This window comes from Kitasatospora sp. NPDC056273, from assembly GCF_042268845.1.
Lineage (GTDB): Bacteria > Actinomycetota > Actinomycetes > Streptomycetales > Streptomycetaceae > Kitasatospora.
This window is the reverse complement of the sequence record NZ_JBHJSJ010000009.1, coordinates 49,181-74,871: the sequence shown is the minus strand read 5'-3', so window position 1 is coordinate 74,871 and position 25,691 is coordinate 49,181. Positions and strand designations below refer to the sequence as shown.

The window sequence follows — 25,691 nt, the reverse complement described above, 5'->3', positions numbered from 1 at the left end:
CTGCTCGTCATGGGGGACGGTGAAGGCCGCTTCCGGACGCTCACCCTGGCCGACCTGCGGGCCTGGCCCACGGACTGAACGGCGCGCCTCTCGCCCGCACCGCCGCCCCTCAGCCGGCTCCCGCCGCCCGGCCGGCGAGGCGCCGTACCGCGGGGCGCTCGACCAGGGCGTGACTGAGGGCCCCGGCGGCCAGGGTCGCGCCGAAGGCGGCGACGGTCAGCAGGGCGGCGAGCGGCGCGGGGTAGGTGCGGTCGCCGAACAGCAGGGGGCGGCCGTGGAAGAGGACGACGCCCTGGCAGAGGTAGAAGCCGAAGGAGACGGCGCCCAGCCACTGGGCCGGGCGGCGCGGCGGCGGGTCCCCGGCGCCGCGCCGCAGGTCGTGCTGGGCGGCGGCGCAGATGACCAGCGCGAGCGGCAGGACCATCGGCAGGACGAAGTCGTAGGGCGAGGGGACGGCGAGCGCGAGCGCGTAGGCGGGCGCCACCAGGAGGGCGGCGGCGGCCAGGGGGACGCGCGGGGCGCGGTCGGCGGCGACGGCGCGGGCCAGCAGCATGCCGAGGACGAACTCCGGCAGCCGGGCCGGCGGGAAGAGGTAGCCGAACCACAGCTGGTCGAGGGAGACGGGCAGTTGGGGGATCCGGGGCCGGTCGGACAGCAGGACCGCGTCGGCTCCCGCGACGGCCGCGGCGGCCAGCAGGGCGGCGGCCAGGGCCGGGAGCAGGGCGCGTGCGGGCAGGCACCGTACGGCGCGGTGCAGGAGCGGGAAGAGCAGGTAGAACAGGGCCTCGCAGCACAGCGACCAACTGGGCATGTTCATCCCCGAGTTGATGTCCGGGTCGGGCGAGTAGGCGTGGACGAGCAGGAGGTTGGGCAGCCAGGTGCGCACCGGGGCGGCCCAGGCGAACAGGAGGGCGGCGGCCGCCCACATCGCCAGGTGGCTGGGGTAGATCCGGGCCAGGCGCCGGCGCCAGAACGCGGCGGGGCGTTCGCGCTCGCGCGCGGACCAGGTCAGGACGAAGCCGCTGAGGACGAAGAAGAACGAGACCCCGGCGTAGCCGGCCTTGGAGGTGGCGTGGGCGAGGGCGGCGGCGAGGCGGGGGTCGGCGAAGAAGCCGAGCGGGGCACCGGGGTGCAGCGGGTCGGCGACGAGGAAGGCGTGGAAGAGGAAGACGGCGAGGGCGGCGGCGAAGCGCAGGGAGGTGAGGGTGGGCAGGCGGTGCGGGGGTGGCGGTCCTCCGACCAGCCGAGTATCACTTCGTGCGCTCATCGCACGACTGTAGGTGACGGTGCGTCAAGTCGGGTCGCCGCCGCTGTCCCCCGGGAGGTGGATTCGGGGCGGAGGCGGACGTGAAGGCGAGGTGGAAATGGCGGTGCGCGGCGCGGGCGGGCTGGGCACACTGGCTCGATGATCATCGACCACTGGCCCCTGCGGGGGCTGCGCGTGTCCTCGCCCCGCCTGGAGCTTCGCCTGCCCACCGAGGACGAACTCGCCGAGGTGGCCGACGTCGCCGCCCGCGGCGTCCACCCGCCCGAGGAGCGCCCGTTCCTGACGCCGTGGGGCGAGCTGCCGCCGGCCGAACGGGCCCGGCACGTGGTGCAGTTGCACTGGCGGCGGCTGGGGCGCTGGAGCGCGCAGGACTGGGCGCTGAACCTGGTGGCCTTCCACGAGGGGCGCCCGGTGGGCATCCAGGACATGCGCGCCAAGGAGTTCGGCGTGCGGCGCGAGATCGTCTCGGGCTCCTGGCTCGGCCTGGAGCACCAGGGCAAGGGCCTGGGCACCGAGATGCGCGCCGCGATGCTCCACCTGGCCTTCGCGGAGCTGGGGACGCGGTCGGCGAGGTCGCTGTCCTTCGCCGACAACCACTCCTCGCTGGCCGTCTCGCGCCGGCTCGGCTACCGCGGCGACGGCATCGACCGCGACGTCCTGGACGGGCGGGTGGTGGTCTCCCAGCGCCTGCGCCTGACCCCCGAGGCCTGGGCCGGGCACGCCCGCACCCCGGTCACCGTCACCGGCCTGGACGAGGGCTGCCGCGCCCTGTTCGGCCTCGACGACTGAGCACCCGACCGGGACGCCCGCGCGGGGCGAGCGGCGCAGCGCGCCCGCTCCCCCGCGACGCGGGAAGTCGGCCGGGCCGACTTCCCGCGCGACCGGGCGGCCCCGGCTCAGGTCCGCAGGGCGGCGGGCAGTTCGGCCAGGGTGTGCAGGACGTGGATGCCGTCGTCGACCGGGGTGCGGGAGGCGGCGCGGTCGAGCCAGAAGGGGCGCAGGCCGGCGCCCCGGGCGCCGAGGGCGTCCAGGTCGTACCTGTCGCCGACGTAGGCGACCTCGTGCGGGGGCAGGCCCAGGCGGGCGCAGCCGGTCAGGAAGATGGCGGGGGCGGGTTTGGCCTCGCCGGGCCGGTCGGAGCCGACGAGGGCGGTGTCGGCGAAGTGGTGCAGCAGGCCGGTGGCGTGGAGTTTGGGGCGCTGCTGGTCCATCGGGGCGTTGGAGACGATGCCGAGCCGGTGGGTGGGGGCGAGGGCGGCGAGGACGGGGGCGGCGTCGGGGAAGGCGGTCCAGGCGGCGTCGCGGTGGGCGGTGTAGCCGGCGAACCAGGCGGTGGCGGCCTCGTCGGGCATGGCGGCGGTGTCCTCGCCGAGGCGGGCGAGGAAGCGGCGGACGCGTTCGCGCTGCTGGCCGGTGAAGGTGAGCTCCCCGGCCAGGAAGCGGGCGTACTGCTCGTCCAGGACCTCGCGCCACAGCGCCACCGCCGTCTGCGGGTCGGGGACGCGGCGCAGCAGGTCGAGGTGGCGCAGGTGGGCGAGGATGCCCGCCCGTTCCGAGCCCGAGTAGTCGAACAGGGTGTCGTCGACGTCGAAGAGCACGCCTCTGATCGGCACGGTCCGTCCTTTCGCCAGGTCCACGTATACGTACGGACCCTACGCGGTCGCCGGCTCCCCGCCCCCGTTTCCGTCCCCGTCCCCGTCCCCGTCCCCGTCGTCGACGGCCAGGCGGTGGCGGGCGGCGGCCAGGAACTCCCCGGACAGGTCGGGGTCCTGGCTCGCCCGGGCGAGCAGCAGTGCTCCGACCATGGTGGACAGGTCGGCGAGCGCCTCCTGCCGTTCGGCGGGTTCGGGCAGGGCCGCCAGGGCGTCGACGAGGTCGCGCAGTCCGGCGGTGTAGGCGGTGCGCAGCGGGGTGCCGGGTTCGGTGCGGGCGGCGTCGGCGGCGAGGGCGGCGGCGGCGCAGCCGTGGCCGGGGTGGTCGCGGTGGAGTTCGGACAGGTAGCGGTGGAGGAACTCGGCGCGGGGGGTGCGCCGGGCGGGCGGCTGGTCGGCGAGTTGTTCCATGGCGTCGCGCCGTTCGGTGAAGGCGGCGGTGAGGGCCTCGGCGAGGAGGTCGTCCTTGGAGGCGAAGTGCCGGTAGAAGCCGCCGTGGGTGAGTCCGGCGGCGGCCATCGCCTCGGGGACGCTGACCTGGTCGGCGCCCTTCTCGCGGATCAGGCGGGCGGTGTGGTCGACGACCCGGCTGCGGGTGCGTTCGGCCTCGGCGCGGGACACGCGGGGCATGCCGCGGCTCCTTCCCTCTCGTACGACGCGTGGTGCGTCCGGTCGGTGCTTCCACTTGGTGCGTCCACTTTCCCATCCCCTTTAGATGATGGTAATAATCTAAATGCTGCGGCACCCGCCGGCGACGGCCCGTGCCGCCCCGAGAGCGAGGAGATGCACCATGACCGTGATCGAAGGCTCCACCGCCCTGGTCACCGGAGGCCGCCGGGGCCTGGGCCGGGCGTTCACCGCGGAACTGCTGGCCCGCGGCGCGAAGAAGGTCTACGCCACCGCCCGCACCCCCGACACCAGCGAGGACCCGCGCGTGGAGGTCCTCGCGCTGGACGTCACCGACGACGCCTCGGTGGCCGCCCTCGCGGCCCGCGCAGACGACGTCGACATCGTCTTCAACAACGCCGGCGTCCTGTACCCGGCGCCGCTGCTCAGCGCCGACCTCGCGCTGGTCCGGGACACCTTCGAGACCAACGTGCTCGGCCCGCTGCGCATCGCCCAGGCCTTCGCCCCGGTGCTGGCCGCCCGCGGCGGCGGCGCGCTGGTCGACATCCACTCGCTGCTGTCCTGGGGCGCCGGGGCCGGGGCCTACGGGGCCTCCAAGGCCGCGCTGTGGTCCCTGACCAACTCGCTGCGCCTGGAGCTCGCCGCCCAGCGCACGCAGGTCGTCGGCGTGCACCTGGGCTTCGCGGACACCGAGATGGTCGCGGCCGTCCCGGTCGACAAGATCCCGCCCGCCGAGGTGGCCCGCGCCGTCCTGGACGGCGTCGAGCGCGGCGAGCACGAGGTGCTCGTCGACGACGCCACCCGGGCCCTGAAGGCCGCCCTGTCGGGCCCCGTGGACGACCTGGCCGTCCTCGGCCGCCGCTGACACCCCGGCGGGACCACCGGCAGGACCGCCGCCGCAAGCCCCGACCCGACCCGACCCGACCGACGACCAGGAGAAACCGCCATGCCCCTGTGGCACGTCTACCACCCGCCCGGCACCTACGACCCCGGGCAGAAGAAGCAGCTCTCCACCGACATCACGGGCTTCTACACCCGCTTCGGACTGCCGAGGTTCTACGTGGTGGTCCTCTTCCACGAGGTCGCCGCCGACTCCTTCCACGTCGGCGGCGAACCGCACGGCGCGGCCGTACGGGTCGTGGTCGAGCACATCGCCCGCCACACCGAGGACCCGGACCTGCGCAGGCGCACCCGCGAGGCGCTCGCCGCCCTCCTCGCACCCCACACCACCGACCGCGGCCTGTACTGCGAGTTCCACGTCGACGAGACGCCGCGGAACCTGTGGATGATCGACGGCCTCACCCCGCCCCCGGAGCAGAGCGAGACCGAGAAGCTGTGGGCCCGGGAGAACCGCCCGCTCCCGTACTGACGCGCCCGCGCCGACACCGCCACCGTCGGGGTCGACGGTGGCGGTGTCGGCGCGAGACGCCACGGTCCCGGACCTCGGGGCGGCGCACAGCGGGCCGAACGGGCTTGCGGGCGGCGGGGGTTCACGCGTCGAAGCGGATCTCGGGCCACTGCGGCACGGGGGCGTCCAGCAGCGGGGCGGGGATGCCGCGCAGGTGGAGGCCGAAGTAGGCGGTGAGGTAGGCGCGTTGGGCGGCGACGGCGCGCTGGGGGTCGCCGGTGCCGAGGAAGTGTTCCAGCCGGTCGGCGGGCCAGGCGAAGACGGACTGCCCCTGGGGGACGAGCAGTTGCAGGTCGCAGTAGGACAGGTGGCCGGAGCGGGTGAGGGTCAGGCGCCGGCGCCAGCCGGTCAGGTGCGGCCACAGGGTGTCCCACATGGTGTCGCGGGCGGGGCTGTCCCAGGCGGAGGCCATCAGCAGCAGGGGGCGGGTCTGGTCGGCGGTGGCGGCGGGGCCGAACAGGGGGCCGTCCAGGACCGCGCCGGCGCGGATGCGCGGGTCCTCGTACAGGGCGTGGGCGGTGGTGGCGCCGCCCATGGAGTGGCCGAACATGCCGACGGCGCCGAGGTCGAGGGCGCCGTCCAGGCCGGCGGGCAGCGGGCCGGCCGCCAGGCGGTCGAGCAGGCAGCGCACGTCGGCGGCGCGGTAGGCGACGATCGCGGCGTCGGTCATCGCCTGGACGCGGGCCTTGTCGCGCACCTCCAGGCGGTGGCCGGGGAACTCGACCTCCCCGGCGTCGTAGGTGTGGTCGACGGCGGCGACGACGTGGCCGTGGGAGGCGAGCTCCTCGGCCAGCGCGGTGTTGAAGGCGCTGTCGGCGCCGGAGCCGTGGGAGTTGAGGACCACGGGGTGGCGGCGGGTGCGGTCGGCGGGGGCGTCCGGGCGGGCGTGGGTGGCGGGCCAGGCGAGGCGGGCGCCGGGGACGGCGAAGTAGTCGGCCTGCAGGTGGGCGGTCTCGGCGGGGCTCATCCACGGCGCGTACGGGCCCCGGGCACCCGGGGCGGCGGGGTACCAGAGGCGGGCGCGCAGTTCGCGCGGGCGCGGCGCGGGGGCCCAGGCGTCGGTGCGGGCCGGGTCGTCCAGGTACAGCAGGGCGGTGCCCACGGGGCGGGGGCCGGTGGGCGCGGGCAGGCTCAGACAGGGCCGCCCCGCGGCGTCGGCGCGCACGGGCCCGCCGCCGGCGACGGCGCCGGCGGCGCCCAGGGCGAGCGCCCCGAGCACGCCCCGACGGCTGAGCGGACGGCCGGACGGAGAACCGGCCGGGAGGCCGGGCTGGGATCTGGTCACGGGCGTGCTCCTGCGGCGATCGGGTCGGCGGGCGGCGTGCCCGTCCACCGTGCCGCCGGGCCCCGCCCGGGCGCGTCCGCCGGGGGCAGGAGCGCCCGCCGCGCCGTACGACCGCGGGCATAGGCCCGCGGCGGCAGCCGACTCCCCCAGAGCCGGACCCTTACCGCGCGGGGGCCGCCTGGGCCGCCAGGAGCGCGTCGAGCAGTCCGGGGAAGCGGCTGTCGAGGTCGGCGCGGCGCAGGCTGACGAAGCGGTTGCGCCCGGCGACGCGGGTGGTGGTGACGCCGGCCTCGCGCAGCACCCGCATGTGGTGGGAGACGGTCGACTTGTGGAGGTGGTCCAGGCCCAGGTCGCGCGGGCCGCAGGAGTGCTCGGCGTCGTCGGCGTAGCTGAGCAGCAGGGTCATGCGCACGGGGTCGCCCAGGGCGTGCAGGACGGTGACGAGGTCGATGTCGGCGGTGGCGGGCTGGGGAAGCCGCTCGTCGTCGGTCATGGCGCACGCTCCTCGGGCCGCCGGGGGGACACAGATGGTTTGACAATCATCCACCAATCCCCGAGTGTTTGACGAGCGTCCAACTGTTGCATGCTTATCCAACAATCCGTTCCTGTGTCCCGGGGGGCCCTCCCGTGCCCGTTCGTCTGCTCCTGCTCGCCCTCGGCACCTTCGCCATGGGCACCGACTCGATGGTCTTCGCCGGCATCCTCGGCCCGATCTCCGCCGACCTGGGGGTGTCGGTGCCGGCCGCCGGCCAGCTGGTCACCGTCTTCGCCCTCGGCTACGCGCTGCTGGCCCCGGTGCTGGCCACGCTCACCGCCCGCTGGCCGCGCCGGCGCCTGCTGCTGACCGCGCTCGTCGTGTTCAGCGCGGCCAACGCGCTCAGCGCGCTCGCCCCCACCTACGAACTGCTGCTGGCCACCCGGGTGCTGGCGGCGGCCGGCGCCGCCCTCTACACGCCGACCGCCAACGCGGTGGCCACCACGCTGGTCGCCCCCGAGCGGCGCGGCCGGGCGCTGGCCACCGTGCTCGGCGGCATGACGGTGGCCACCGCCCTCGGGGTGCCGCTGGGCACCTGGATCGGGCGCGCCGACTGGCGGATGACGATGTGGCTGGTCACCGCCCTGGGCCTGGCCGCCTTCGCCGGCCTGGCGGCGCTGCTGCGCGACCTGCCCGCCCCCGCCGCCGCCCCCACCCTCGCGGCGCGCCTGGCGCCGCTGGGCCGGCGCCGGGTGCTGGGCGCCGCCGCCACCACGCTGGTGTTCTTCCTCGCCTTCCAGAGCGTCTACATCTACCTGTCCACCGCGGTGTCCGGCGCCACCGGCGGCGACGCCGACCGGCTGAGCCTGGTCCTGCTGACCAGCGGCGTGATGTCGGTGGCCGGCAGCTGGCTGGGCGGGCGCCTGGTGGACCGCCTCGGGGTGCGGCGGGTGCTGCTGACCGGCTCGGCGGTGGCCGCGGCCGCGTTCACCGCGCTGCCCTGGCTGGGGCTCACCATGCCGGGGGCGCTGGCCTACGCGGTGGTGGTGCCGCTGGCCGGGTGGGCGGTGTCGGTGGCGCTGCCGCACCGGCTGGCGTCGATCGACCCGGCCAACGCGCCGCTGCTGATCTCGCTGAACAGCAGCGCCCTGTACCTGGGGACGGCGGTCGGCGGTGTGGCCGGCTCGGCGGCGATCGCGGTGCTGGGCGGGCGCTGGTTCCCGTTCGCGGCGGCGGCGCTGGCGCTGGCCGCGTGCGCGGTCGCGGCGGCGACCACCCGCGACGAGCGGGCCGCCCGCGCGTCGGCCCCGGCCCCGCGGCAGGAGCCGTCCCGCGCCTGAGGGGCGACCTGCGCCCGGGCAGAGGCCCGTGCCCCGGTCCGGCAGGCCGCCGGACCGGGGCACGGGCGTACCGGGTTCAGCCCCGCAGGACCTCGCCGACCAGGGCGCGGGCCTCGTCCTGCACCCGGGCGAGGTGCTCGTCGCCGTGGAAGGACTCGGCGTAGATCTTGTACACGTCCTCGGTGCCCGAGGGCCGGGCCGCGAACCAGGCGTTCTCCGTACAGACCTTGATGCCGCCGATCAGGGCGCCGTTGCCGGGGGCCTTGGCGAGGACGGCGGTGATCTTCTCCCCGGCGATCTCGCCGGCGCCGACCCGCTCCGGGGAGAGCCGGGCCAGGCGGGCCTTCTGCTCGCGGTCGGCGGGGGCGTCCACCCGGGCGTAGGAGGGGGCGCCGTGGCGCTCGGTCAGGTCGCGGTAGCGGGCGCTGGGGGTCTCGCCGGTGACGGCGGTGATCTCGGCGGCCAGCAGGGCGAGCAGGATGCCGTCCTTGTCGGTGGTCCACACCCCGCCGTCGCGGCGCAGGAAGGAGGCGCCGGCGCTCTCCTCGCCGCCGAAGCCGATCGAGCCCTCCAGCAGGCCGTCGACGAACCACTTGAAGCCGACCGGGACCTCCACCAGGGCGCGGCCGAGGTCGGCGGCGACGCGGTCGAGCATCGAGGAGGAGACCAGGGTCTTGCCGACGCCCGCGTCGCCGGGCCAGTCGGCGCGGTGGCGGTAGAGGTAGTCGACGGCCACCGCCAGGTAGTGGTTGGGGTTCATCAGGCCGCCGTCGGGGGTGACGATGCCGTGCCGGTCGGCGTCGGCGTCGTTGCCGGTGGCGATGGCGTACTCGTCCTTGCGGCCGATGAGGGAGGCCATCGCGGCCGGGGAGGAGCAGTCCATGCGGATCTTCCCGTCCCAGTCCAGCGTCATGAACCGCCAGGTCGGGTCGGTCCGCGGGTTGACGACGGTCAGGTCCAGGCGGTGGGTCTCGGCGATGCGCGCCCAGTAGGCCACCGACGCGCCGCCCAGCGGGTCGGCGCCGATGCGCAGGCCCGCCTCCCGCACCGCGTCCAGGTCCAGGACGGAGGGCAGGTCCTCGACGTAGGCGGTGAGGTAGTCGTGGCGCCCGGTGGTGGCGGCGGCCAGCGCCCGCGCGTAGGGGACCTTCCTGACGCCGCGCATGCCCTCGCGGATCAGCTCGTTGGCGCGGTCCTGGATCCGGTTGGTGGCCTGCGAGCCGGCCGGCCCGCCGCTGGGCGGGTTGTACTTGAAGCCGCCGTCGCGCGGCGGGTTGTGCGAGGGGGTGACCACGATGCCGTCGGCGAGCGCGCGCGGGCTGCGCCGGTTGTGGGCGAGGATCGCGTGCGAGACCGCCGGGGTGGGGGTGTAGCCGTCGGCGGCGTCGATCAGCACGTGCACGCCGTTGGCGGCCAGCACCTCCAGGGCGGTGGCCTTGGCCGGCTCGGAGAGGGCGTGGGTGTCCGCGCCCAGGAACACCGGTCCCGCGACGCCCTGTTCGGCCCGGTACTCGCAGATCGCCTGCGTGGTCGCGGCGATGTGGTCCTCGTTGAAGGCCCCGTCCAGCGACGAGCCCCGGTGCCCCGAGGTCCCGAACGCCACCCGCTGCCCGGGCTCCTGCGGATCCGGGTTCAGCGCGTAGTACGCCGTCACCAGCCGCGCCACGTCCACCAGGTCACCGGGCTGCGCCGGCTGCCCGGCCCGTGCGTGTGCCATCCGTCTTCTCCCGCCGAAAGTCGGTACTCGCGATACGTCCTCGCCCCGTGTTCACCGATCGTAGCCAGAACGCGACCGTGCCCCGAACCGCGCGAACGGCCCGGGGCACCACGGACGGACGGGGACCAACGGGGGCGCAGGGCCTCAGCCGGACAGCTGCTGGCGGTGGGCCGCCAGCTCCGGGGCGGTGGTGGTGGCGAGGAACTCCGTCACCCGGTACTGCGTCAACCCGGCCCGCACGAACGGGTCGGTGGCCACCAGCGCCTCGATCCGGGCCCGGTCCCCGCCCACCGCGAGGATCACCCCGCCGTCGCGCGGCACCTTGCGCCCCGAGGCGAGGAAGGTGCCCGACGCGTAGTGCTCCTCGAGCCACGCGATGTGCCGCGGCAGCGCCTCCTCGATCGACTCCAGGGCGGCGGTGTACGTCAACTCCAGTACGAACATGGCGCCCAGGCTAGCGTCCGCCACCGCGCCCGGAGGGTGCCGACCCCCATCCTGCCAGCTCAGGGCAACGCTCCGGTAGGACGCAGCACACCCTTCTTCCGCCTTGCCGCGCCCCGCCCCGCACCCGCAGACTCGTGCGCATCCCACCGCGAACCCCGCGCCTCCCGCCCTGCCCAGGGCGGGAGGCGCGCACGGCGTGCTGCCCGCACGCGGCGGGAGGCAGCTCACGAACGGCGAAGGGGGACATGCGACATGAACGAGGACCTGGTGCTGAGGGCACGGGTGCGGCTGCTGCTGAACGACGACTGGATCCTGTCCGGCGAGGACGCGCTGTGGGTCTACCGCGCGCTGTTCGCGGTCAACCCGCGGGTCCACGCCCACCGGCTCGTCCACGCCCTGCTGGACGCGGTCCGCTCCCCGCTGGTGGCCGACCTGCCCCGGGCCCGGCTGGCCCTGCTGGAGGAGGCCGCGACGGCCACCGCCTGGATGGACAACGACCGGGACCCGTACCGGCCGATGCTCATCAACGCCGTGCTCCACCGCCTCACCGCCCTGCGCGAACAGCTGGACGGTGCGGGGCAGTAGGTGATCACCCGATGGTTGCGGTACAACAATCCCTATTTGACGACTGATCGGAGAAATTCTGATATGAGCAGGTCAGGACTGTCACGCCGCGCCCTCCTCGCCTCGGCCGGCGCCGGCGCCGTCAGCGCCGTCATCGGCTGGAACACCGCCACCGCCGCCTGGGCCACCGAAACCGACACCGGCGCCGGGACCGCCACGGGCGCCGACATCGCCCGACTGCCCGCCCTGGACGGCACGGTGACCCTCCAGGGCGCCGGCCTGGAACGCTTCGCCACCGACTTCGGCCACCTCGTCACCGCCACCCCCCGGGCCGTCCTGCGCCCCGGCTCGGTACGCGACGTGCAGCAGCTGGTCGCCTTCGCCCGCCGCCACCGCATCCCGGTGGCCGTCAACGGCCAGAGCGGCGACCTCGCCCAGCTCGGCGAGGCCGGCCTGGAGTCGCACTCCAGCTACGGCCAGGCCAACCCCCGCGGCGGCGTCGCCATCGACGCCCGCGGCCTGTCCAAGGTCCTGTCCGTACGCCCCGGGCGCGCCGTCGTCGAGGCCGGGGCCACCTGGGCGCAGGTCACCGAGGCCGGCCTGGCCGCGGGCTGGGTGCCGCCGGTGCTCACCGACTACCTGCACCTGACCGTGGGCGGCACGCTGAGCGTCGGCGGCATCGGCGGCGGCGTCCAGCGCCACGGCATGCAGGTCGACAACGTGCTGGAACTGGACGTCGTCACCGGCACCGGCGAACTGGTCACCGCCTCCCCCACCCGCAACCGGGAACTGTTCGAGGCCGTGCTGGCCGGCGGCGGCCAGGTCGCCGTCATCGTGCGCGCCACCCTCGCCCTGGTGAAGGTCCGCGAACGCGCCCACGTCTTCTCGCTGTACTACGACGACCTGGACGCCTACCTCGCCGACCAGCAGAAGGTCATGGCCGAGCGCCGCTTCGACCTCCAGGTCGGCGACGTGGTGCGCAGCGAGGACGGTGCGCGCTGGCGGTACAAGGCGGAGCTGGTGGCGTTCGCGGACGCCGGGGGCGCGGTGGACCGGGCGGCGCTGCTGGCGGGGCTGCGCCCGGTGTCGAGCGAGGTGGTGGAGCAGAGCTGGCGGGAGTACGCGTTCCGGGTGGACGGCTTCGCCGGGTACCTGCGCGCGTCGGGGCTGTGGGCGCTGCCCAAGCCGTGGCTGAGCGTGTTCCTGCCGGCGTCCGCGGCGCGGGCGTTCATGGCGCGGGCCGCCGAGGTGCTGACCGCCGCCGACCTGGGGGCGGGGCTGCTGCTGTTCTACCCGTACCAGCGCTCGAAGGTGCGGGCGCCGCTGGCGGTGCTGCCCGGGCAGGAGGTGGGCTGGCACTTCGACCTGCTGGCGTTCCCGGGGCCGGGCTCGGACACGGCGGCGATGCTGGAGCGCAACCGGCGGCTGTACGACCTGGCGGTGGAGCTGGGCGGCAAGCGGTACCTGATCGGGGCGGTGCCGGGGATGACGGGGGCGGACTGGCGGCGCCACTACGGGGGGCTGTGGGAGACGGTGGCGCGGGCCAAGCGCCGCTGGGACCCGGCGGGGATCCTGACGCCGGGGCAGGGCATCCACGCGTCCTGACCGCTCCCCCGGTCCCGGGGCCGCCCGTGTCCGGCGCGGTGTCGGCGGGCGGCCCCGGGAGCGGGGTGTCAGGCGATCTCCATCTGGGCCATCATGCCCATCGCGGAGTGGTCCAGCAGGTGGCAGTGGTAGGGGTAGCGGCCGCGGTAGGTGTCGAAGGTGGCCTGCAGGCGCACGCTCTCGCCGGGCATCAGGCGCACGGTGTCCTTGAGGCCGCCCTCCTCGGGGCCGGGGGGTGCGCCGTTGCGCTGCAGGACGCGGAACTGCACCAGGTGCAGGTGGAAGTTGTGCGGGATGTCGGTGTTGGCGTTGTGGACCGTCCAGATCTCCGAGGTGCCGAAGGCGACGGCGGCGTCGACGCGGGCGGGGTCGTACTGCCGGCCGTCGATCAGGCCGAGCGGGGCCACGCCCGCGCCGCCCTCCTCGACCTTCAGCACGATGGTGCGCTCGCGGGCCACCGGGCCCAGCGGGGGCAGGGTGCGCAGCCGGTCGGGGACGCTGGAGGGGTCGGGGGCGGGGCGGCCGACGTCGAAGCGCAGGACCTGGCCGATGTGTTCGGCGGGGCCGGGCGGCATGGAGTTGGTGAGCACGACGCTGGTGCCGGGGCGGTAGCGGGAGAAGTCGATGACGACGTCGGCGCGCTCGCCGGGTGACAGGTCGACGGTGTCGGTGGTGTGGGGGCGTTCCAGCAGGCCGCCGTCGGAGCCGATCTGGGTGATGGGGCCGCCGTCGGCCAGGCGCAGGGAGAAGAAGCGCAGGTTGGAGGAGTTGAGCAGGCGGATGCGGTAGCGGCGGGCGGCGACGTCGACCTTGGGCCAGGGGCGGCCGTTGGCGAGGACGGTGGCGCGGCCCTCGGCGTCGTCCATCCGGTAGACGAGGTTGCCGGCGGTGTCGAAGCGGGCGTCGCGCAGGGCGATGGGCAGGTCGTAGCGGCCGGCGGGCAGCGGCAGGGAGGCCTCGGTGGCGTCGGTGAGCAGGTAGGTGCCGGCCAGGCCGCGGTAGACGTGCTCGGACTCCAGGTGGTGGGCGTGGTCGTGGAACCACAGGCTCGCGTGGGGCTGGTCGTTGGGGTAGGTGTAGGTGCGGGTGGCGCCGGCGCCCAGCAGGTTCATCGGGCCGCCGTCGCTGTCGACGGGGACGGCGGAGCCGTGCAGGTGGACGGAGACCGGGTCGTCGAGCAGGTTGGTCTGGCGGACGACCACCGGGCGCCCGGAGCGGGCGCGGATGACGGGGCCGGGGAAGGCGCCGTTGTAGGTGAGGACCTCGGTGCGGCGGCCGGGCAGGACGCGGGCGTAGGAGCGCAGCATGGTCACCGCGTAGGTGTCGGCGCCGCCGTCGGTGGAGACGGGGCTGAGCACCGGGGGCAGCGGCAGGGCGGTGGTGAACTTCTCCGCGAGCGCGGGGCCGGCGTCGGGGCCGGGGTCGGGGGCGGCGGCGCCGGCCGGGTGGGCGTGGCCGGCGTCCTTGGCGGCGGCGGCCGCGGTGGTGGCGGCGGAGGGGGCCGGGCGCAGCGTGGTGCGCACGAGCAGGACTCCTCCCCCGGTCGCCAGGGCGGCGCCGATCATCCTGCGTCTGGTCACCATCGCGTCGTTCCTCCCGCGTGAGCTCCCCCGGCCTCGCCCGGGTGGGGTGGGGCGGCCTTGTCCGGGGGTGATTGCAGCAGCGGCGGCTCGGGTCCCGGTGGGGTCCGGCTGGGGCCGTACGGGGCGGTGGCGGGGGCGGTGCGGGGGTGCCCGCGGCGGGGGCCGGGGCGGGGCGGGTGGGGCCGGCGGGCGGTGCGGTGGGTGAGCTGCGGGTGTTGCGGGCGCCTTGCGGGCGGTGGCCACGGTGGCTGCGGACGCGGTCGAGGAACGCTCAAGGACTCGGACGCGGTGAACGCTCGTACTCGCCAGGGGCCCGGCGTGCTGCTCACCCGCGCGTCGGCCCCCCGTTGTCGAAGGACTTGAGGGGAAGGGCCTGCGCGTGGACCTGCGGTACTGGCTGCCGAAGGCGGCCGAGGTGGCCGAGCGGTGGGGCGAGCGGTTCGGGCCGCTGGAGCCGCACCCCTCGCACCTGGTGGACGAGGCGGCGTTCGCGGCCGCCTTCGAGCGCTTCGCCGAGCGCCTGGAGCACAACTACCCGTTCTTCCATCCGCGCTACGCCGGGCAGATGGTCAAGCCGCCGCACCCGGCGGCGGTGGTGGGCTACCTGACGGCGATGCGCTTCAACCCCAACAACCACGCCTACGAGGGCGGGCCGGCCACCAACGACATGGAACGCGAGTGCGTGGCGCAGCTCGCCGCCATGTTCGGGCTGCCCGCGCACGTGGGCCACCTGACCAGCAGCGGCACCATCGCCAACCTGGAGGCGCTGTACGTGGCGCGCCAGAGCCACCCGGGCCTGGGGGTGGCGTACAGCCGCGAGGCCCACTACACCCACAGCCGGATGTGCCACGTGCTGGACGTCCAGGGGCACGCGGTGGCGGCGGACGCCGAGGGCCGGATGGACACCGGCGCGCTGGAGGAGCTGCTGCGCACCGGGCGGGTCGGCACGGTGGTGGTCACCTGCGGCACCACCGGGGCGGGCGCCGTCGACCCGGTGCACGAGATCCTGCCGCTGGCCCGCCGCTACGGGGCGCGGGTGCACGTGGACGCCGCCTACGGCGGGTTCTTCGCGCTGCTGGCCGCCGACGACGCGCTCGCCGCCTCCCTCGACGTGGACACGGCGCCGTGGCGGGCGATCGCCGGCTGCGACTCGGTGACCGTCGACCCGCACAAGCACGGCCTGCAGCCGTACGGCTGCGGGGCGGTGCTGTTCGCCGACCCGGACATCGGGCGGCACTTCGCCCACGACTCCCCGTACACCTACTTCACCGACGCCGAGCTGCACCTGGGCGAGATCAGCCTGGAGTGCTCGCGCGCCGGGGCCTCGGCCGCCGCCCTGTGGCTGACCCTGCAGCTGCTGCCGCTCACCGCGCGGGGGCTGGGCGCGGGGCTGGCCGCGAGCCGGCGCGCCGCCCTCGCCTGGGCGCGGCGGATCGAGGACAGCCCGGAGCTGACGCTCTACCAGCGGCCGCAGCTGGACATCGTCACCTACTTCCCCACCGTCGCCGGTGCGCCCGCGCTGTCGGCGGTCGACGCCGCGAGCGAGCGGGTCCTGCGCCAGGGCATGGCCGACGAGCACGACCCCGTCTACCTGAGCGTGCTGCGCGTGGACGCCGCCGACTTCACCCGCCGCCACCCGGACGTGCGCGCGGACGCGGACGGGGCGCGGGTGCTGCGCAGCGTGCTGATCAAGCCGGAGGCGGAGGGGTGGGTGGCGCCGCTGCACGCGCGGGTGGCGGCGCTGGCCGCCTCGGCGACCGCTTCCCCTGTTTCCACCGTTCCGTCCGCTCCCTCTGCTCCCTCTGCTCCGTCCGCTCCCTGTGTTCCGTCCAGTCCTTCGGCTCCTTCCCCTTCGTCCGCCCCCTCGTTCGAGGAGAGTGCCCGTTGACCACCGCCACCGCCCTGCCCGCCGCCGCGGGCACCGCCTTACCGCCCCCCGGGCCGGCCGACAGCGCCGTACGGCCGGTCGTGCGCCCCGCCCGCCCGGGCGAGGAGGACGCCCTGGCCCGCGCGCTCGCCGACGCCTTCGCCGACGACGCGCTGATGCTCTGGGCCTTCCCCGACCCCGACCACCGCGCCCGCGTCCTGCCCGCCTTCTTCCGCGTCCACGTCGAGCAGTGCCTGGCCCACGGGGGCGCGCTGGCCGTCCACCGGGCCGCCGGCGACGGCGCCGCGGACGACGGCGCCACGGACGACGGCGCCACGGACGGCGAACCGCTGGGGGCGCTGCTGTTCCTGCCGCCCGGCCGCTGGGAGGCCCCGGGCCCGCGGGACGGCGCCGCCACCGCCCTGGACGAGGCGATCGACGCCGCCGGCCACGGCGAGCCGGCCCGCCGCCTGGCCGCCATCACCCGCCTACAGACCCTGCGCCACCCGCGCCACCGCTCCCACCACTACCTCGCCTTCGTCGGGGTGCGCCCCGGCGCCCGCGGCACCCGCGCCGGGCGGGCCCTGCTGCACGCCTTCCTCACCGAGGTCGACACCGCCGGCCAGGCCGCCTACGCCGAGACCAGCTCCCCGTCCGGCGCCCGCCTGCTCGCCTGCGGCGGCTTCGCCCGCTTCGGCGAGGCCCTCGCCCTGCCCGGCGGCGGACCCCGCCTGGCCCCGGTCTGGCGGGGGCCCCGATGACCGCCCCCGCCGCCGTCGCCCCCACCGCCGTCGCCGCCGTCACCGGGGCGCTGCGCGTGTACAGCGCCGAGCACATCGACGCCGGCCGCGCCGCCGCGAGCCCCGAGGCCGCCGAGACCCTCGCCTGGGCCCGCGCCTTCCTCACCACCGCCCACCCCGACCTCGGCCGCAGCGGCCCGGTCTGCCCCTACACCCAGCCCTCGCTGCGCCGCGGCCTGTTCCACATCGCCGTCGCCGACACCTCCCCCGGCGCCTCCCCCGGCGGGGACCTGCCCGCGCTGGTGGCCGAACTGCGCGCCCACTACGACGCGTTGCTCGCCGACCTGGCGGAGGAGTCCGACCGGGAGCTGCTGACCGTCCTGCTGGTGCTGCCCCAGCTGGACCGCGAGGACTCCACCGTGCTGGACGAGCTCCAGCGCAAGGCCAAGGACGAGTTCGTCGAACAGGGCCTGATGATCGGCCAGTTCCACCCGGTCTGCGAGGAACCCGGCCTGTGGAACCACTCCTTCCGGCCGCTGCGCGCCCCCGTCCCGCTGCTCGCGGTGCGCAAACTGCTGGTCTTCGACCTGCCGTTCCTCACCGGCGACGAGACCCACCTGAACCACTACCTGGCCCGCTTCGCCCCCGAGGTCCCCGCCCGCATCCGCGCCCAGCTGGTCACCAGCGTCCGCGCCCGCCGCCAGGGCACCGCCGCCTGACCCCCTCCCCCCTGCGCGCGCGGAGCCCGGCCGGCGCCCGGCTCCGCGCGCGCCCCCACGGGAGGAAGCAACGTCCCCGTGGAACACGGCACCACGGCGCCGAGCGTGGCGGCCCTCCCGCACGAACTCCCCTAGGACGAACGGAAGTTCGGCCGCGACGGGACGACGGGCGTGGGCCACCCGACCACCGCGAACAGCCGCGTCCCCGGCCGGCCGGGGACGCGCGCAACCCGGCGCGCCGCCAAGCCCGTTCACCGACCAGGCCCCCGCTGCCCGCCTGCGGCACACGCTGCCGAGCCGCCCCCGCGCCCTCCGGGCGGAAGGGCCCCGGCTCCCGGCCCGCCGGGGCGGCGCACCAGGATGGGCTCATGGACGACCTCCTGCGCTTCCTGCGCTTCCTGCGCTTCCTGCGCGCACGCAACGAGGAAGACAACCACGCCTACGCCTACGTGGCGCACGTCTTCGGCCCCGAGGCGCTCCTCGACAGCCACCTGCCCATGCTCGACCTGGTCGACCAGCTGGCCCAGGAGGGCATCGCGATGAACCCTTCGGACCCCCGCGCCGCCGGCCTCGCGTACGCGCTGCGCGTCCTCGCGCAGTCCTACCACGACCACCCCGGCTATCGGGAGCAGTGGCGCCCCTGACCGGCCGGAGGCGGCCGGGAGCGGCCGGAGGCGGGGCCGACGGCGGCCGCCCGCCCGGGTTCGGTAGCCTCCGGGGATGGCCGCCTCCCCGCACCCCGTCCGGCTCACCACCCGGCTCGTCGACGGACTCGTCTGCGCCTACGCCCCGGCCGCCGGCGCCGTGGGCGTGCTGTCGCCCGCGGTGGCCTGCCGGCCGGTTCCCGGGGACGGGGTGGTCGCCCACGCCGTCGCCGCCGACCTGCGTCACGCCTACTACACGACGCCCCACGCGGCCGTCTGCGTGACGGCCGACGGCGCGGAGGTCTGGCGCACGCCCTTCGAGCCGGCGGCGGACAACGCCCACGGCCACCTGCCCGACTGCGAACTATCCCCGGACGGACGGGTGTTGTGGGTCTACCGGCCCGACGCCATGGCGGGCCGCGACCGGCCGGACCAGTGGGTCGCCGTGGACGCCGCGAGCGGGGCGGTCCTCGCCCGGGCCGACCTGGAGACAGTCGGGCACGGCGGCGTGCAGCTGGCCCACCCGGCGAGCGGCGGGATGCTCCTCAACGTGGGCGAGGGGCAGGACGGCACCGCCGTCTACCGCGCGTCACTGGCCGGCGGCCGGCTGGAACTCCTCCGCTACCCGTGGGACGACCGCTGCCTCATCGACCTGTCCCCCGACGGACACCGCTTCCTGACCGTCGACCACGCCCAGAGGGACCTCGCCGTCCACGCCTTCCCCGGCGGCGAGACGGTGTTCACCCTCACCGTCGACGACTTCGGCCACGACCCGGACACGGTCTTCCTGGAGTGGAGCGGCGGCCACCTCACCCCGGACACCCTCCTCGCCACCCTCGTCGGCGAGACCGAGGACGAGGAGGACTGGTTCCGCCACTACCGCGTCGACGCCCGCACCGGCCGCGTCCACGGCGAGTTCGACGCCCACGCGGCGGACCCGTACGACCTGCGGCCGCTCGGCGACGGCTCCTGGCTCACCACCGGCCCCGGCGGCCACCCGGTGCGCCGCACCGCCTCCTGACGCCCCGACCCGGTGCCGCCGGCCCGGTCAGGCCGTCGGCGACGACCCCAGGTCGGCGGGGACGAGGGAGTACAGGACGAGGTCGGTGCGGCCGTGGTGGGTGAAGCCGGCGTTGCGCAGCACGCCCTCCTCGCGCAGGCCGGCGTTCAGGGCGGTGCGGCGGGAGGCGGTGTTGGCGGTGGCGGCCTTGAGCTCCAGGCGTTCGAAGGCCTGCGCGGTGAGCAGCCAGTGCGCCAGGGCGCGGGTGGCTTCGGCGGCGATGCCCCGGCCTCGTGCCCAGGGGGCGACCCAGTAGCCGGCTTCGGAGCTGCGGGAGCGCCAGTCGGTCTTCTTCAGGCCGACGGTGGCGGCCAGGCGCCCGTTCGTGCGCTCGGTGACGGCGAAGTGGATGCCGTCGCCGGTGGTGCGCAGGTCGTGGGCGGTGCGGGTGCACCAGGTGTGGGCGTCCTCGCGGGTGTAGGGGCGGGGCAGCGGCAGCCAGTGCTGGGTGAGGTCGTCGGCGCAGGCGGCGCGGGTGTCGTCGGTGTCGTCGGCGGTGAAGGGGCGCAGGGTCAGGCGCGGGGTGTGGAGCACCGTCTGGGGGAAGGCGTGGGTCATGGGGTCGTGTCGTTCCTTCCCGGTCAGGCGGCGGACAGGTGCAGGGTGAGGGGCGGGCCGGGGGCGGCGGGTGTCCAGCCGTTCGCCCGGGCGGCGCGGATGCCCGCGGCGACTTCGCGTGGCAGGACGTCTGGGGCAGTCTCCCGGGGCGGCGCCCCGCGTGTCACCGCGTTTTCCGGTGCGCGGTGACGGTGGTGACGGCGTCGGCTAGCGCGCCAGGCGCCTGAGCAGGGCGGAGGCGGCGGCGATGCCGGCCACGGTGGCGAGGGCGAGGACGGCGAAGTCCAGGGGCAGGTGGGAGGGGGTGCCGATGAGCAGGCCGCGCAGGGCGTCGACCTGGTAGCTGAGCGGGTTGGCCTTGCTGACGGCCTGGAGCCAGCCGGGCATCAGGTCGACGGGGTAGAGGGCGTTGGAGCCGAAGAACAGCGGCATGGTGATGGCCTGGCCGATGCCCATCAGGCGGTCGCGGGTGAGGACGATGCCGGCGATGGCCATCGACAGGCAGGAGAAGAACGCCGAGCCGAGCAGGACGACGGCCACGACGCCGAGCAGTCGCAGCGGGTTCCAGGTCATGGCGACGCCGAGGGCGGCGGCGATCAGTACGACCACGACGGCTTGCAGGAGTGCCTTCACCCCGGCGGCGAAGGCCTTGCCGGTGACGAGGGCGGCGCGCGGGGTGGGGGTGACGAGCAGTTTGGTGAGGACGCCGGAGTCCCGCTCCCAGATGATCATGATGCCGTAGAAGATCGCGATGAACATCGCGGACTGGGCGATGATGCCGGGCGCGAGGTAGTCCAGGTACGGGATGCCGCCGGTGGGGATGGCCTTGAGGCGGGTGAAGGTCTCGCCGAAGATCAGCAGCCACAGGGCGGGCTGGACGGCCCGGGTGTAGAGCTCGGTGCGGTCGTGGCGCAGCTTCTGCAGTTCGACGGCGCACATCGCGCCGATGCGGGCGGGCACCAGGCGCCAGCCGGTGCGGGCGCGCGGGGGCACCAGCAGCAGGGAGAGGTCGGGGCCGGCGGCGGGGCGGTGGGCGGGGGGTTCAGCCGACGCGGCCTGCGGTGCGGCGGGTACGGCGGACATCGCTGAAGTCTCCTTCGGTGGCGTCGGCCAGCTGCCGGCCGGCGAAGTGGCGGAAGACGTCGTCGAGGCTGGGCGCGGCCTGGGCCGGGTCGGTGCGCCGTACCTGGTCCTTGAGTTCGGCGGGTGTGCCGAGCGCGCGGACGCGGCCGCGGTCCATGAGGGCGATGCGGTCGCAGTGGCGGTCGGCCTCGTCCATGTAGTGGGTGGTGACCAGGACGGTCATGCCGGTGGCGGCGCGTACGGCGTCGACGCGTTCCCACACGCCGGTGCGGGCGATCGGGTCCAGGCCGATGGTGGGTTCGTCCAGGACGAGCAGGCGCGGGGCGCTGACCAGGGCCTGGGCGAGTTCGAGGCGGCGCACCATGCCGCCGGAGTAGGTGGCGGCCATGCGTTCGGCGGCCTCGGTGAGGTCGACGGCGGCCAGCGCCTGGTCGACGCGGGCGGCGCGTTCGCGGCGCGGGACGTCGAAGACGCGGGCGAACAGGGCGACGTTCTCGCGTCCGGTCAGCCCGGCGTCGGCGGACAGCTGCTGGGGGACGTAGCCGAGCAGGCGGCGCACCTGCATGGGGTGGCGGGTGGCGTCGTGGCCGAAGACGCGGACCATGCCGGCGCCGACGGGCAGCAGGGTGGTGATCGCGCGGATGGTGGTGGTCTTGCCGGCGCCGTTGGGGCCGAGCAGGCCGAACACCTCGCCGGTGCGGACGGTGAGGTCGATCCGGTCGACGGCCCGGGTGGCCTTCCCGCGGCCGTGGCGGAAGGTGTACTCCAGGCCCCGGCAGGCCACCGCGTCCGCGGCCTCCCTGGTGTCCCCGGCGTTCCCGGTGCCCCGGGTGTCCTCGGTGTCCTCGGCGTTCCCGGTGTCCCGGGTGTCCTCGGTGGTCATCGTTCCTCCTCCCCCGGCGGGGTGCGCAGGCCCTCGGCGACCTGTCGCAGGGCGGGCAGGGCGGCGGCCAGGGCCTCGCGCTCGCGCGGCGGCAGGCCGGCGACGATGTCGCCCATCAGCGCGCGGCGGCGCCGGCGCCAGGCCTCGATGCGTTCGACGGCCTCCGGGGTGGCGTGCAGGAGGGCGGCGCGCCGGTCGGCGGGGTCGCTCTCGCGGCGCAGCAGGTTCCGGGCGACGAGCTGGTTGACGAGGGTGGACACGGAGTTGCCGGCCAGGCACAGCTCCTCGGCGGCCTCGGAGACGCGCAGTCCGGGGCTGTCCATCACCAGGCGCAGCAGTTCGACCTGGGCGCCGCGCAGGCGGGGTTCGTCCGTCGCCTGCCGCAGGCGGCGGCGGACCAGGCGCTGGATGCCGACGAGGAGGGTGGAGAACTCGTCCGCCAGCGCGACGTCGAGCGTTTCGGGCCCTGTCGCGGTCATACCCTCATTTTAGCTCTCAGTAAGAGCTATCCGTCGAGAGCGCGGATCCCCCTCCGCCCGCGCGCCCCCTCCCCGGGCTACGCGCCCCCTGGCCCGCCCCTTTCGGCGGGCCGCCCGCGCGCGGGAAGTCGGCCCCGCGACTCTGCTGGCGAAGTCGTTCGGGGCAGATGTGGGACAGTGAGTGTCGACAATGTGCCTGTCTGTAGGGGTGGTTGTGCTTCGTCCTGGTGGTGTGTCGGGGATTCCGGCGGAGACGGTGGCGCTGGCTCGCCGGGTCCATCCGCGGGGGACGGACGAGATGCGGGTTCGGGACGCGCTGGGTCCGTTGTTCAGCGACGTGGACTTCACCACGGGTGAGTTCGAGGAGATGTACGCGGACCTGGGACGGCCCGGGATCTCGCCGGCCCTGCTGGCGATGGTCACGGTCCTGCAGTTCCTGCACAACCTCTCCGACCGGGACGCCGCGGTGGCGGTGGCCGACCGGATCTCCTGGAAGTACGCGCTGGGACTGGAGCTGGAGTACACCGGTTTCGATGCCAGCGTGCTGTGCGAGTTCCGGGCCCGCCTGGCAGCCGGAGGCCGGGCCGATGCCCTGCTGACGGTGATGCTGGAGCGGTTGAAGGCGGCCGGCCTGGTGAGGGCCGGCGGGCGTCAGCGCACCGACTCCACCCACGTCCTGGCCTGCGTGCGCACACTGAACCGCGTCGAGTGCCTGGGCGAGACTCTGCGTGCGGCCCTGGAGGAGATCGCCCGCACCAGCCCCGCGTTCGTCGTGCCGCTCCTGAGGGAGGGCTGGGACGAACGCTACGGCCGCAAGGTCGAGACGGGCAGGCTCCTGCGCCGCAGAGGCGCCTCCGCCCTCAAGCTCGCCGAGCAGATCGGCGCCGACGGCCGGAGCCTGACCGACGCCATCGACACGGACCCCGACGCCGTGTGGATGAACGGCCTGGCGCAGGTCAGGATCCTGCGCGAGCTGTGGGACCAGCACTTCGAGGCCACCGCCACCGGCCGACTGCGCTACCGGGACACCAAGGAACTGCCGCCCTCCGCGCAGCGCGTGCGCTCGCCTCACGATACGCAGGCCCGCTACAGCACCAAAGGCCGTCCCGGAGCGGGCAGCGTGGAGTGGACCGGCTCCAAGGCCCACCTGACCGAGTCCTGCGACGAGGACCTGCCGCACCTGGTCACCGACGTCCACACCACTGCCGCCACCGAACCCGACGTCACGGCCGTCACCCCCGTCCAGGACAGGCTCATCGGCCGGGGCCTGAAGCCTGGCGAGCACCTGACGGACTCCGGCTACCCCAGCGGGGCGAACATCGGCGCCTGTCTGGAACGCGATATCACCCTCGTCGCCCCCGTCACGGTCCAGACCGGCCGCGGCGCCCACGACGGCACCTTCACCCCGAAGGACTTCCCCGTCGACTGGCAGGCCGGGACCACGCGCTGCCCCGCCGGAGCCACCAGCATCTCCATGCGGCCCCGCAAGGACGGCCTGATCGCCGTCGCGTTCTCCCTCACCGACTGCCGGCCCTGCCCCATCCGCGTCCGGTGCACTCCGTCCGTCACCCGTGGCCGAAGCCTGCAGATCCACCCCGAACCCGTCCACACGGCGCGCACGCGGATGCAGACCGAACAGGACACCCCTCAATGGCGCGAGACCTACCGGGCCCGCGCCGGCATCGAAGCAACGGTCTCACAAGCGGTCCGAGGCCCCGGCCTGCGACGATCCCGTTACCGGGGCCCCGCCAAGACCCACCTGCAGAACGTCCTCATCGGCATCGCGATCAACATCCGCCGACTCGGCACCCACTTCGACACCACCACGACCAGGCCAGACCGCCGCCCCACCCGCGTCCACACACTCTGCACCCAACACGGCGCCGCAACGGCAGCCTGACCCAGACCACATACTTCGCCAGCAGAGTCGCCCCGCCGACTTCCCGCTCCACCGGCCGGCGGGAGGTGATCGTCCGTCACCGGGGAGATCCGATGGAGGTGTTGCGACCCCGCCGGGAGGGTGTCGTACGGCGCTGGCATGCTGATCGGATCACAACGGTTGTCGCCGGGATGGGGGGCAGATGTCGGACAGGGTCATGCCGATGCGCACGGCACCGCGCTTGGGCACGGTCAACGGGTTCGGGCGGACGATGCTGGGCAAGACGCGGCCGGACGCCCAGGGGGCCTGCTTCGCCACCCACTGGTTCACCATCCTGATGCTGCCGATCCGGCCGCTGGGACGCTACTACGTCAAGGAGGGCGAGACGGTCGACGTCTCCGGGCGGCACGGCTCCTCGACGAGCACCACGCAGTACGTCTTCCTGGGCCGGGCCGAACTGCGCATGAGCGAGGTGATCCGCACCTACCTGTTCTGCTGGCTGGTGGCGCCCCTCGTCATCGCCGGTCCCGTGACGCTCTTCGGGATCAACAGCGACGCGTTCAGCCACGCGCACCCGATCCTCTTCATCGTGCTGCTGCTCGCGATCCCGATCGTCTGCATGATCGCGCTGGCGTGGATGCTGGTGCTCAACGAGAAGTTCCTGGCACCGGAGCGGATACCGCAGTGGGTCGAGGCTGGACCTTCGAACCGGCGGGCCTGAGCCGACGGGGCCACCCCGCTCAAGGCAGCCCGGGTGGCCCTGGACAGGCCCGGAGGACCGGGGACAGGATCCGGGCATGCCGTCCGACGAGCCGTTGTCCGAGGAAGAACTGTCCGCGATCGAGCTGCGCGCCGGCGCCGCGACACCGGGGCCGTGGGTCGCCCGGCTGGAGACCCGCCAGGGGATCGGCGGCGCGAGCTTCGTCCAACTGCGCCCCGACGCGCCGCAGGACGACGAGTTCCACCTGACCCGGACCACCGACGGCCGCCCCCGGACGGGACCGGACCCCGCGACGGACGCGGACCTCGACTTCATCGCCGCCGCCCGCCAGGACGTGCCACGACTGGTCGCCGAGGTCAGGCGGCTGCGGGAAGCCCTGGAGCGGGCGCAGCCGGCCGGCTGACGGCCACACGGAGCAGCCGCCCCGGGGAACCGGGGAGCCGCCGGGAGTGGAAAGTCGGCCCCGCCGACTTCCTACTCCCCCACGACGGCGGCCCCCGACAGGCCGGGCCTGCGCGTACGGGCTCCGGGGCGGCTGTCGGTGCCGGGTGGCAGGCTGCGCCCATGAGTTACGACCTTGCGGTCTGGGAGGGCGAGCGCCCCGCGGACGACGCCGCGGCGGGCCGGTGCTTCGACGACCTGTACGAGCGGTACCTCGGCACGGACGAGGAGAACCTTCCGCCGACCGAGCGGATCGCGGCCTTCGTGGCCGCGCTGCTGGAGCGGTGGCCCGACCTCGCCGAGGACGAGGACGACACCTCGCCGTGGTCGACCGGCCCGCTGATCGGGGAGGCGAGCGGCCCGCTGATCTACTTCCCGGTTCGCTGGAGCATGGTGGAGGAGGCCTGCGTCCACATCGCGAAGGTGGCGTCCTCGATGGGCCTCACCTGCTTCGACCCGCAGTCGCAGTGCCTCTGGCCCTGACCGCCGCACGGCAGGCGGCTGACGGCTGCCACCGCGGAGCCCCGGGGAGTGGGGGGGGGGGCCCCCCCCCGCGGGCCCCCCCCCCCCCCCCCCCCGGCGGGGGCCCCCCCCCCCCCCCCCCCGGAGAGCACCCCAAAAAGGGGGGTGGGTGGGGGGGGGGCATGGGG

Annotated in this window: 27 protein-coding genes; 15 read left to right on the top strand and 12 right to left on the bottom strand. The window is 75.1% G+C overall.

All coding sequences use genetic code 11. The annotated features are described in order from the left end of the window. Positions 1-109: 109 nt before the first annotated feature. Complete coding sequence (locus ACFCY1_RS11040; protein WP_375874243.1) at positions 110-1,267, bottom strand: acyltransferase family protein; 1,158 nt, start codon at positions 1,265-1,267, stop codon at positions 110-112. 138 nt (positions 1,268-1,405) lie between these two features. Here ACFCY1_RS11040 and ACFCY1_RS11035 point away from each other — a divergent pair, with 138 nt between their 5' ends. Continuing rightward, positions 1,406-2,056 carry a GNAT family N-acetyltransferase gene (locus ACFCY1_RS11035; RefSeq protein WP_375874242.1) on the top strand — a complete coding sequence of 217 codons (651 nt, stop codon included), beginning with the start codon at positions 1,406-1,408 and terminating at the stop codon, positions 2,054-2,056. A gap of 107 nt (positions 2,057-2,163) precedes the next feature. On the opposite strand, the gene ACFCY1_RS11030 is transcribed toward ACFCY1_RS11035, so the two are convergent. Then, positions 2,164-2,880 (bottom strand): HAD family hydrolase, encoded by a 717-nt coding sequence (locus ACFCY1_RS11030; protein WP_117485371.1) that lies wholly within the window; start codon positions 2,878-2,880, stop codon positions 2,164-2,166. A 39-nt stretch (positions 2,881-2,919) separates the two neighbouring features. Next, the gene (locus tag ACFCY1_RS11025) at positions 2,920-3,549 is read right to left on the bottom strand and encodes a TetR/AcrR family transcriptional regulator (protein WP_375874241.1); all 630 of its coding nucleotides are present in this window, start codon (positions 3,547-3,549) and stop codon (positions 2,920-2,922) included. Between the two features lie 160 nt (positions 3,550-3,709). Between ACFCY1_RS11025 and ACFCY1_RS11020 the strand changes: the two genes are divergently transcribed. Beyond that, entirely contained in the window at positions 3,710-4,411 is a 702-nt protein-coding gene (locus ACFCY1_RS11020) for an SDR family oxidoreductase (RefSeq protein WP_049655318.1), read from the top strand. 81 nt (positions 4,412-4,492) lie between these two features. Then, the gene (locus ACFCY1_RS11015) at positions 4,493-4,915 is read left to right on the top strand and encodes a tautomerase family protein (protein WP_375874240.1); all 423 of its coding nucleotides are present in this window, start codon (positions 4,493-4,495) and stop codon (positions 4,913-4,915) included. A gap of 121 nt (positions 4,916-5,036) precedes the next feature. Here ACFCY1_RS11015 and ACFCY1_RS11010 read toward each other — a convergent pair whose 3' ends face one another. Together ACFCY1_RS11010 and ACFCY1_RS11005 are read right to left on the bottom strand one after the other, a co-directional pair. Continuing rightward, on the bottom strand, positions 5,037-6,239 hold the full coding sequence (locus ACFCY1_RS11010; RefSeq protein WP_375874239.1) for an alpha/beta hydrolase family protein: 1,203 nt from the start codon (positions 6,237-6,239) through the stop codon (positions 5,037-5,039). 160 nt (positions 6,240-6,399) lie between these two features. Continuing rightward, complete coding sequence (locus tag ACFCY1_RS11005; protein ID WP_049661305.1) at positions 6,400-6,732, bottom strand: helix-turn-helix transcriptional regulator; 333 nt, start codon at positions 6,730-6,732, stop codon at positions 6,400-6,402. Between the two features lie 134 nt (positions 6,733-6,866). Here ACFCY1_RS11005 and ACFCY1_RS11000 point away from each other — a divergent pair, with 134 nt between their 5' ends. Continuing rightward, the gene (locus tag ACFCY1_RS11000) at positions 6,867-8,054 is read left to right on the top strand and encodes an MFS transporter (RefSeq protein ID WP_375874238.1); all 1,188 of its coding nucleotides are present in this window, start codon (positions 6,867-6,869) and stop codon (positions 8,052-8,054) included. 76 nt (positions 8,055-8,130) lie between these two features. On the opposite strand, the gene pgm is transcribed toward ACFCY1_RS11000, so the two are convergent. Together pgm and ACFCY1_RS10990 are read right to left on the bottom strand one after the other, a co-directional pair. Continuing rightward, positions 8,131-9,771 (bottom strand): phosphoglucomutase (alpha-D-glucose-1,6-bisphosphate-dependent), encoded by a 1,641-nt coding sequence (gene pgm, locus ACFCY1_RS10995; RefSeq protein WP_049656775.1) that lies wholly within the window; start codon positions 9,769-9,771, stop codon positions 8,131-8,133. A gap of 144 nt (positions 9,772-9,915) precedes the next feature. After that, positions 9,916-10,215: a YciI family protein gene (locus tag ACFCY1_RS10990; RefSeq protein ID WP_375874237.1), complete on the bottom strand. Its 300-nt coding sequence runs from the start codon at positions 10,213-10,215 to the stop codon at positions 9,916-9,918. 252 nt (positions 10,216-10,467) lie between these two features. Between ACFCY1_RS10990 and ACFCY1_RS10985 the strand changes: the two genes are divergently transcribed. Both ACFCY1_RS10985 and ACFCY1_RS10980 read left to right on the top strand, forming a co-directional pair. Next, positions 10,468-10,800, top strand: a complete 333-nt coding sequence (locus ACFCY1_RS10985; RefSeq protein ID WP_375874236.1) for a hypothetical protein — start codon at positions 10,468-10,470, stop codon at positions 10,798-10,800. Between the two features lie 63 nt (positions 10,801-10,863). Beyond that, complete coding sequence (locus tag ACFCY1_RS10980; RefSeq protein ID WP_375874235.1) at positions 10,864-12,384, top strand: FAD-binding protein; 1,521 nt, start codon at positions 10,864-10,866, stop codon at positions 12,382-12,384. 68 nt (positions 12,385-12,452) lie between these two features. Here ACFCY1_RS10980 and ACFCY1_RS10975 read toward each other — a convergent pair whose 3' ends face one another. Further along, positions 12,453-13,967 (bottom strand): multicopper oxidase family protein, encoded by a 1,515-nt coding sequence (locus ACFCY1_RS10975; protein WP_375874234.1) that lies wholly within the window; start codon positions 13,965-13,967, stop codon positions 12,453-12,455. Between the two features lie 379 nt (positions 13,968-14,346). Here ACFCY1_RS10975 and ACFCY1_RS10970 point away from each other — a divergent pair, with 379 nt between their 5' ends. The 5 genes from ACFCY1_RS10970 (at position 14,347) to ACFCY1_RS10950 (ending at position 18,958) form a co-directional block, all read left to right on the top strand. Continuing rightward, positions 14,347-15,855 (top strand): pyridoxal phosphate-dependent decarboxylase family protein, encoded by a 1,509-nt coding sequence (locus ACFCY1_RS10970; protein ID WP_375874233.1) that lies wholly within the window; start codon positions 14,347-14,349, stop codon positions 15,853-15,855. Further along, positions 15,852-16,595, top strand: a complete 744-nt coding sequence (locus tag ACFCY1_RS10965) for a hypothetical protein (protein WP_375874232.1) — start codon at positions 15,852-15,854, stop codon at positions 16,593-16,595. The genes ACFCY1_RS10970 and ACFCY1_RS10965 overlap by 4 nt, the downstream gene beginning before the upstream one ends. Beyond that, entirely contained in the window at positions 16,592-17,293 is a 702-nt protein-coding gene (locus ACFCY1_RS10960; protein WP_375874231.1) for a DUF6875 domain-containing protein, read from the top strand. Before ACFCY1_RS10965 ends, ACFCY1_RS10960 begins: the two co-directional genes overlap by 4 nt. 368 nt (positions 17,294-17,661) lie before the next feature. After that, positions 17,662-17,937: a DUF6221 family protein gene (locus tag ACFCY1_RS10955; RefSeq protein ID WP_375874230.1), complete on the top strand. Its 276-nt coding sequence runs from the start codon at positions 17,662-17,664 to the stop codon at positions 17,935-17,937. A gap of 76 nt (positions 17,938-18,013) precedes the next feature. Further along, a complete protein-coding gene (locus tag ACFCY1_RS10950; RefSeq protein WP_375874229.1) occupies positions 18,014-18,958 on the top strand; it encodes a hypothetical protein in 945 nt (314 codons plus the stop codon). Positions 18,959-18,985: 27 nt separating this feature from the next. Here the strand turns inward: ACFCY1_RS10950 and ACFCY1_RS10945 are convergent, their stop codons facing one another. The 4 genes from ACFCY1_RS10945 to ACFCY1_RS10930 all read right to left on the bottom strand — a co-directional run bounded on the left by ACFCY1_RS10945 (position 18,986) and on the right by ACFCY1_RS10930 (position 22,000). Further along, positions 18,986-19,555, bottom strand: a complete 570-nt coding sequence (locus tag ACFCY1_RS10945; protein WP_074006286.1) for a GNAT family N-acetyltransferase — start codon at positions 19,553-19,555, stop codon at positions 18,986-18,988. A 207-nt stretch (positions 19,556-19,762) separates the two neighbouring features. Continuing rightward, complete coding sequence (locus ACFCY1_RS10940) at positions 19,763-20,638, bottom strand: ABC transporter permease (RefSeq protein ID WP_117485393.1); 876 nt, start codon at positions 20,636-20,638, stop codon at positions 19,763-19,765. After that, positions 20,598-21,521, bottom strand: a complete 924-nt coding sequence (locus ACFCY1_RS10935) for an ABC transporter ATP-binding protein (protein ID WP_375874228.1) — start codon at positions 21,519-21,521, stop codon at positions 20,598-20,600. The genes ACFCY1_RS10940 and ACFCY1_RS10935 overlap by 41 nt, the downstream gene beginning before the upstream one ends. Then, positions 21,518-22,000 (bottom strand): MarR family winged helix-turn-helix transcriptional regulator, encoded by a 483-nt coding sequence (locus tag ACFCY1_RS10930; RefSeq protein ID WP_049656635.1) that lies wholly within the window; start codon positions 21,998-22,000, stop codon positions 21,518-21,520. Before ACFCY1_RS10930 ends, ACFCY1_RS10935 begins: the two co-directional genes overlap by 4 nt. Positions 22,001-22,298: 298 nt before the next feature. Between ACFCY1_RS10930 and ACFCY1_RS10925 the strand changes: the two genes are divergently transcribed. From ACFCY1_RS10925 to ACFCY1_RS10910, 4 genes are all read left to right on the top strand, one after another. Further along, positions 22,299-23,900, top strand: coding sequence for an IS1182 family transposase (locus ACFCY1_RS10925; protein WP_375874227.1), 1,602 nt, complete (start codon positions 22,299-22,301; stop codon positions 23,898-23,900). A gap of 202 nt (positions 23,901-24,102) precedes the next feature. Next, positions 24,103-24,600: a hypothetical protein gene (locus ACFCY1_RS10920; RefSeq protein ID WP_375874226.1), complete on the top strand. Its 498-nt coding sequence runs from the start codon at positions 24,103-24,105 to the stop codon at positions 24,598-24,600. Between the two features lie 76 nt (positions 24,601-24,676). Further along, positions 24,677-25,003: a hypothetical protein gene (locus ACFCY1_RS10915; protein ID WP_375874225.1), complete on the top strand. Its 327-nt coding sequence runs from the start codon at positions 24,677-24,679 to the stop codon at positions 25,001-25,003. Positions 25,004-25,164: 161 nt separating this feature from the next. Then, positions 25,165-25,524, top strand: a complete 360-nt coding sequence (locus ACFCY1_RS10910) for a hypothetical protein (protein ID WP_375874224.1) — start codon at positions 25,165-25,167, stop codon at positions 25,522-25,524. Positions 25,525-25,691 lie beyond the last annotated feature (167 nt).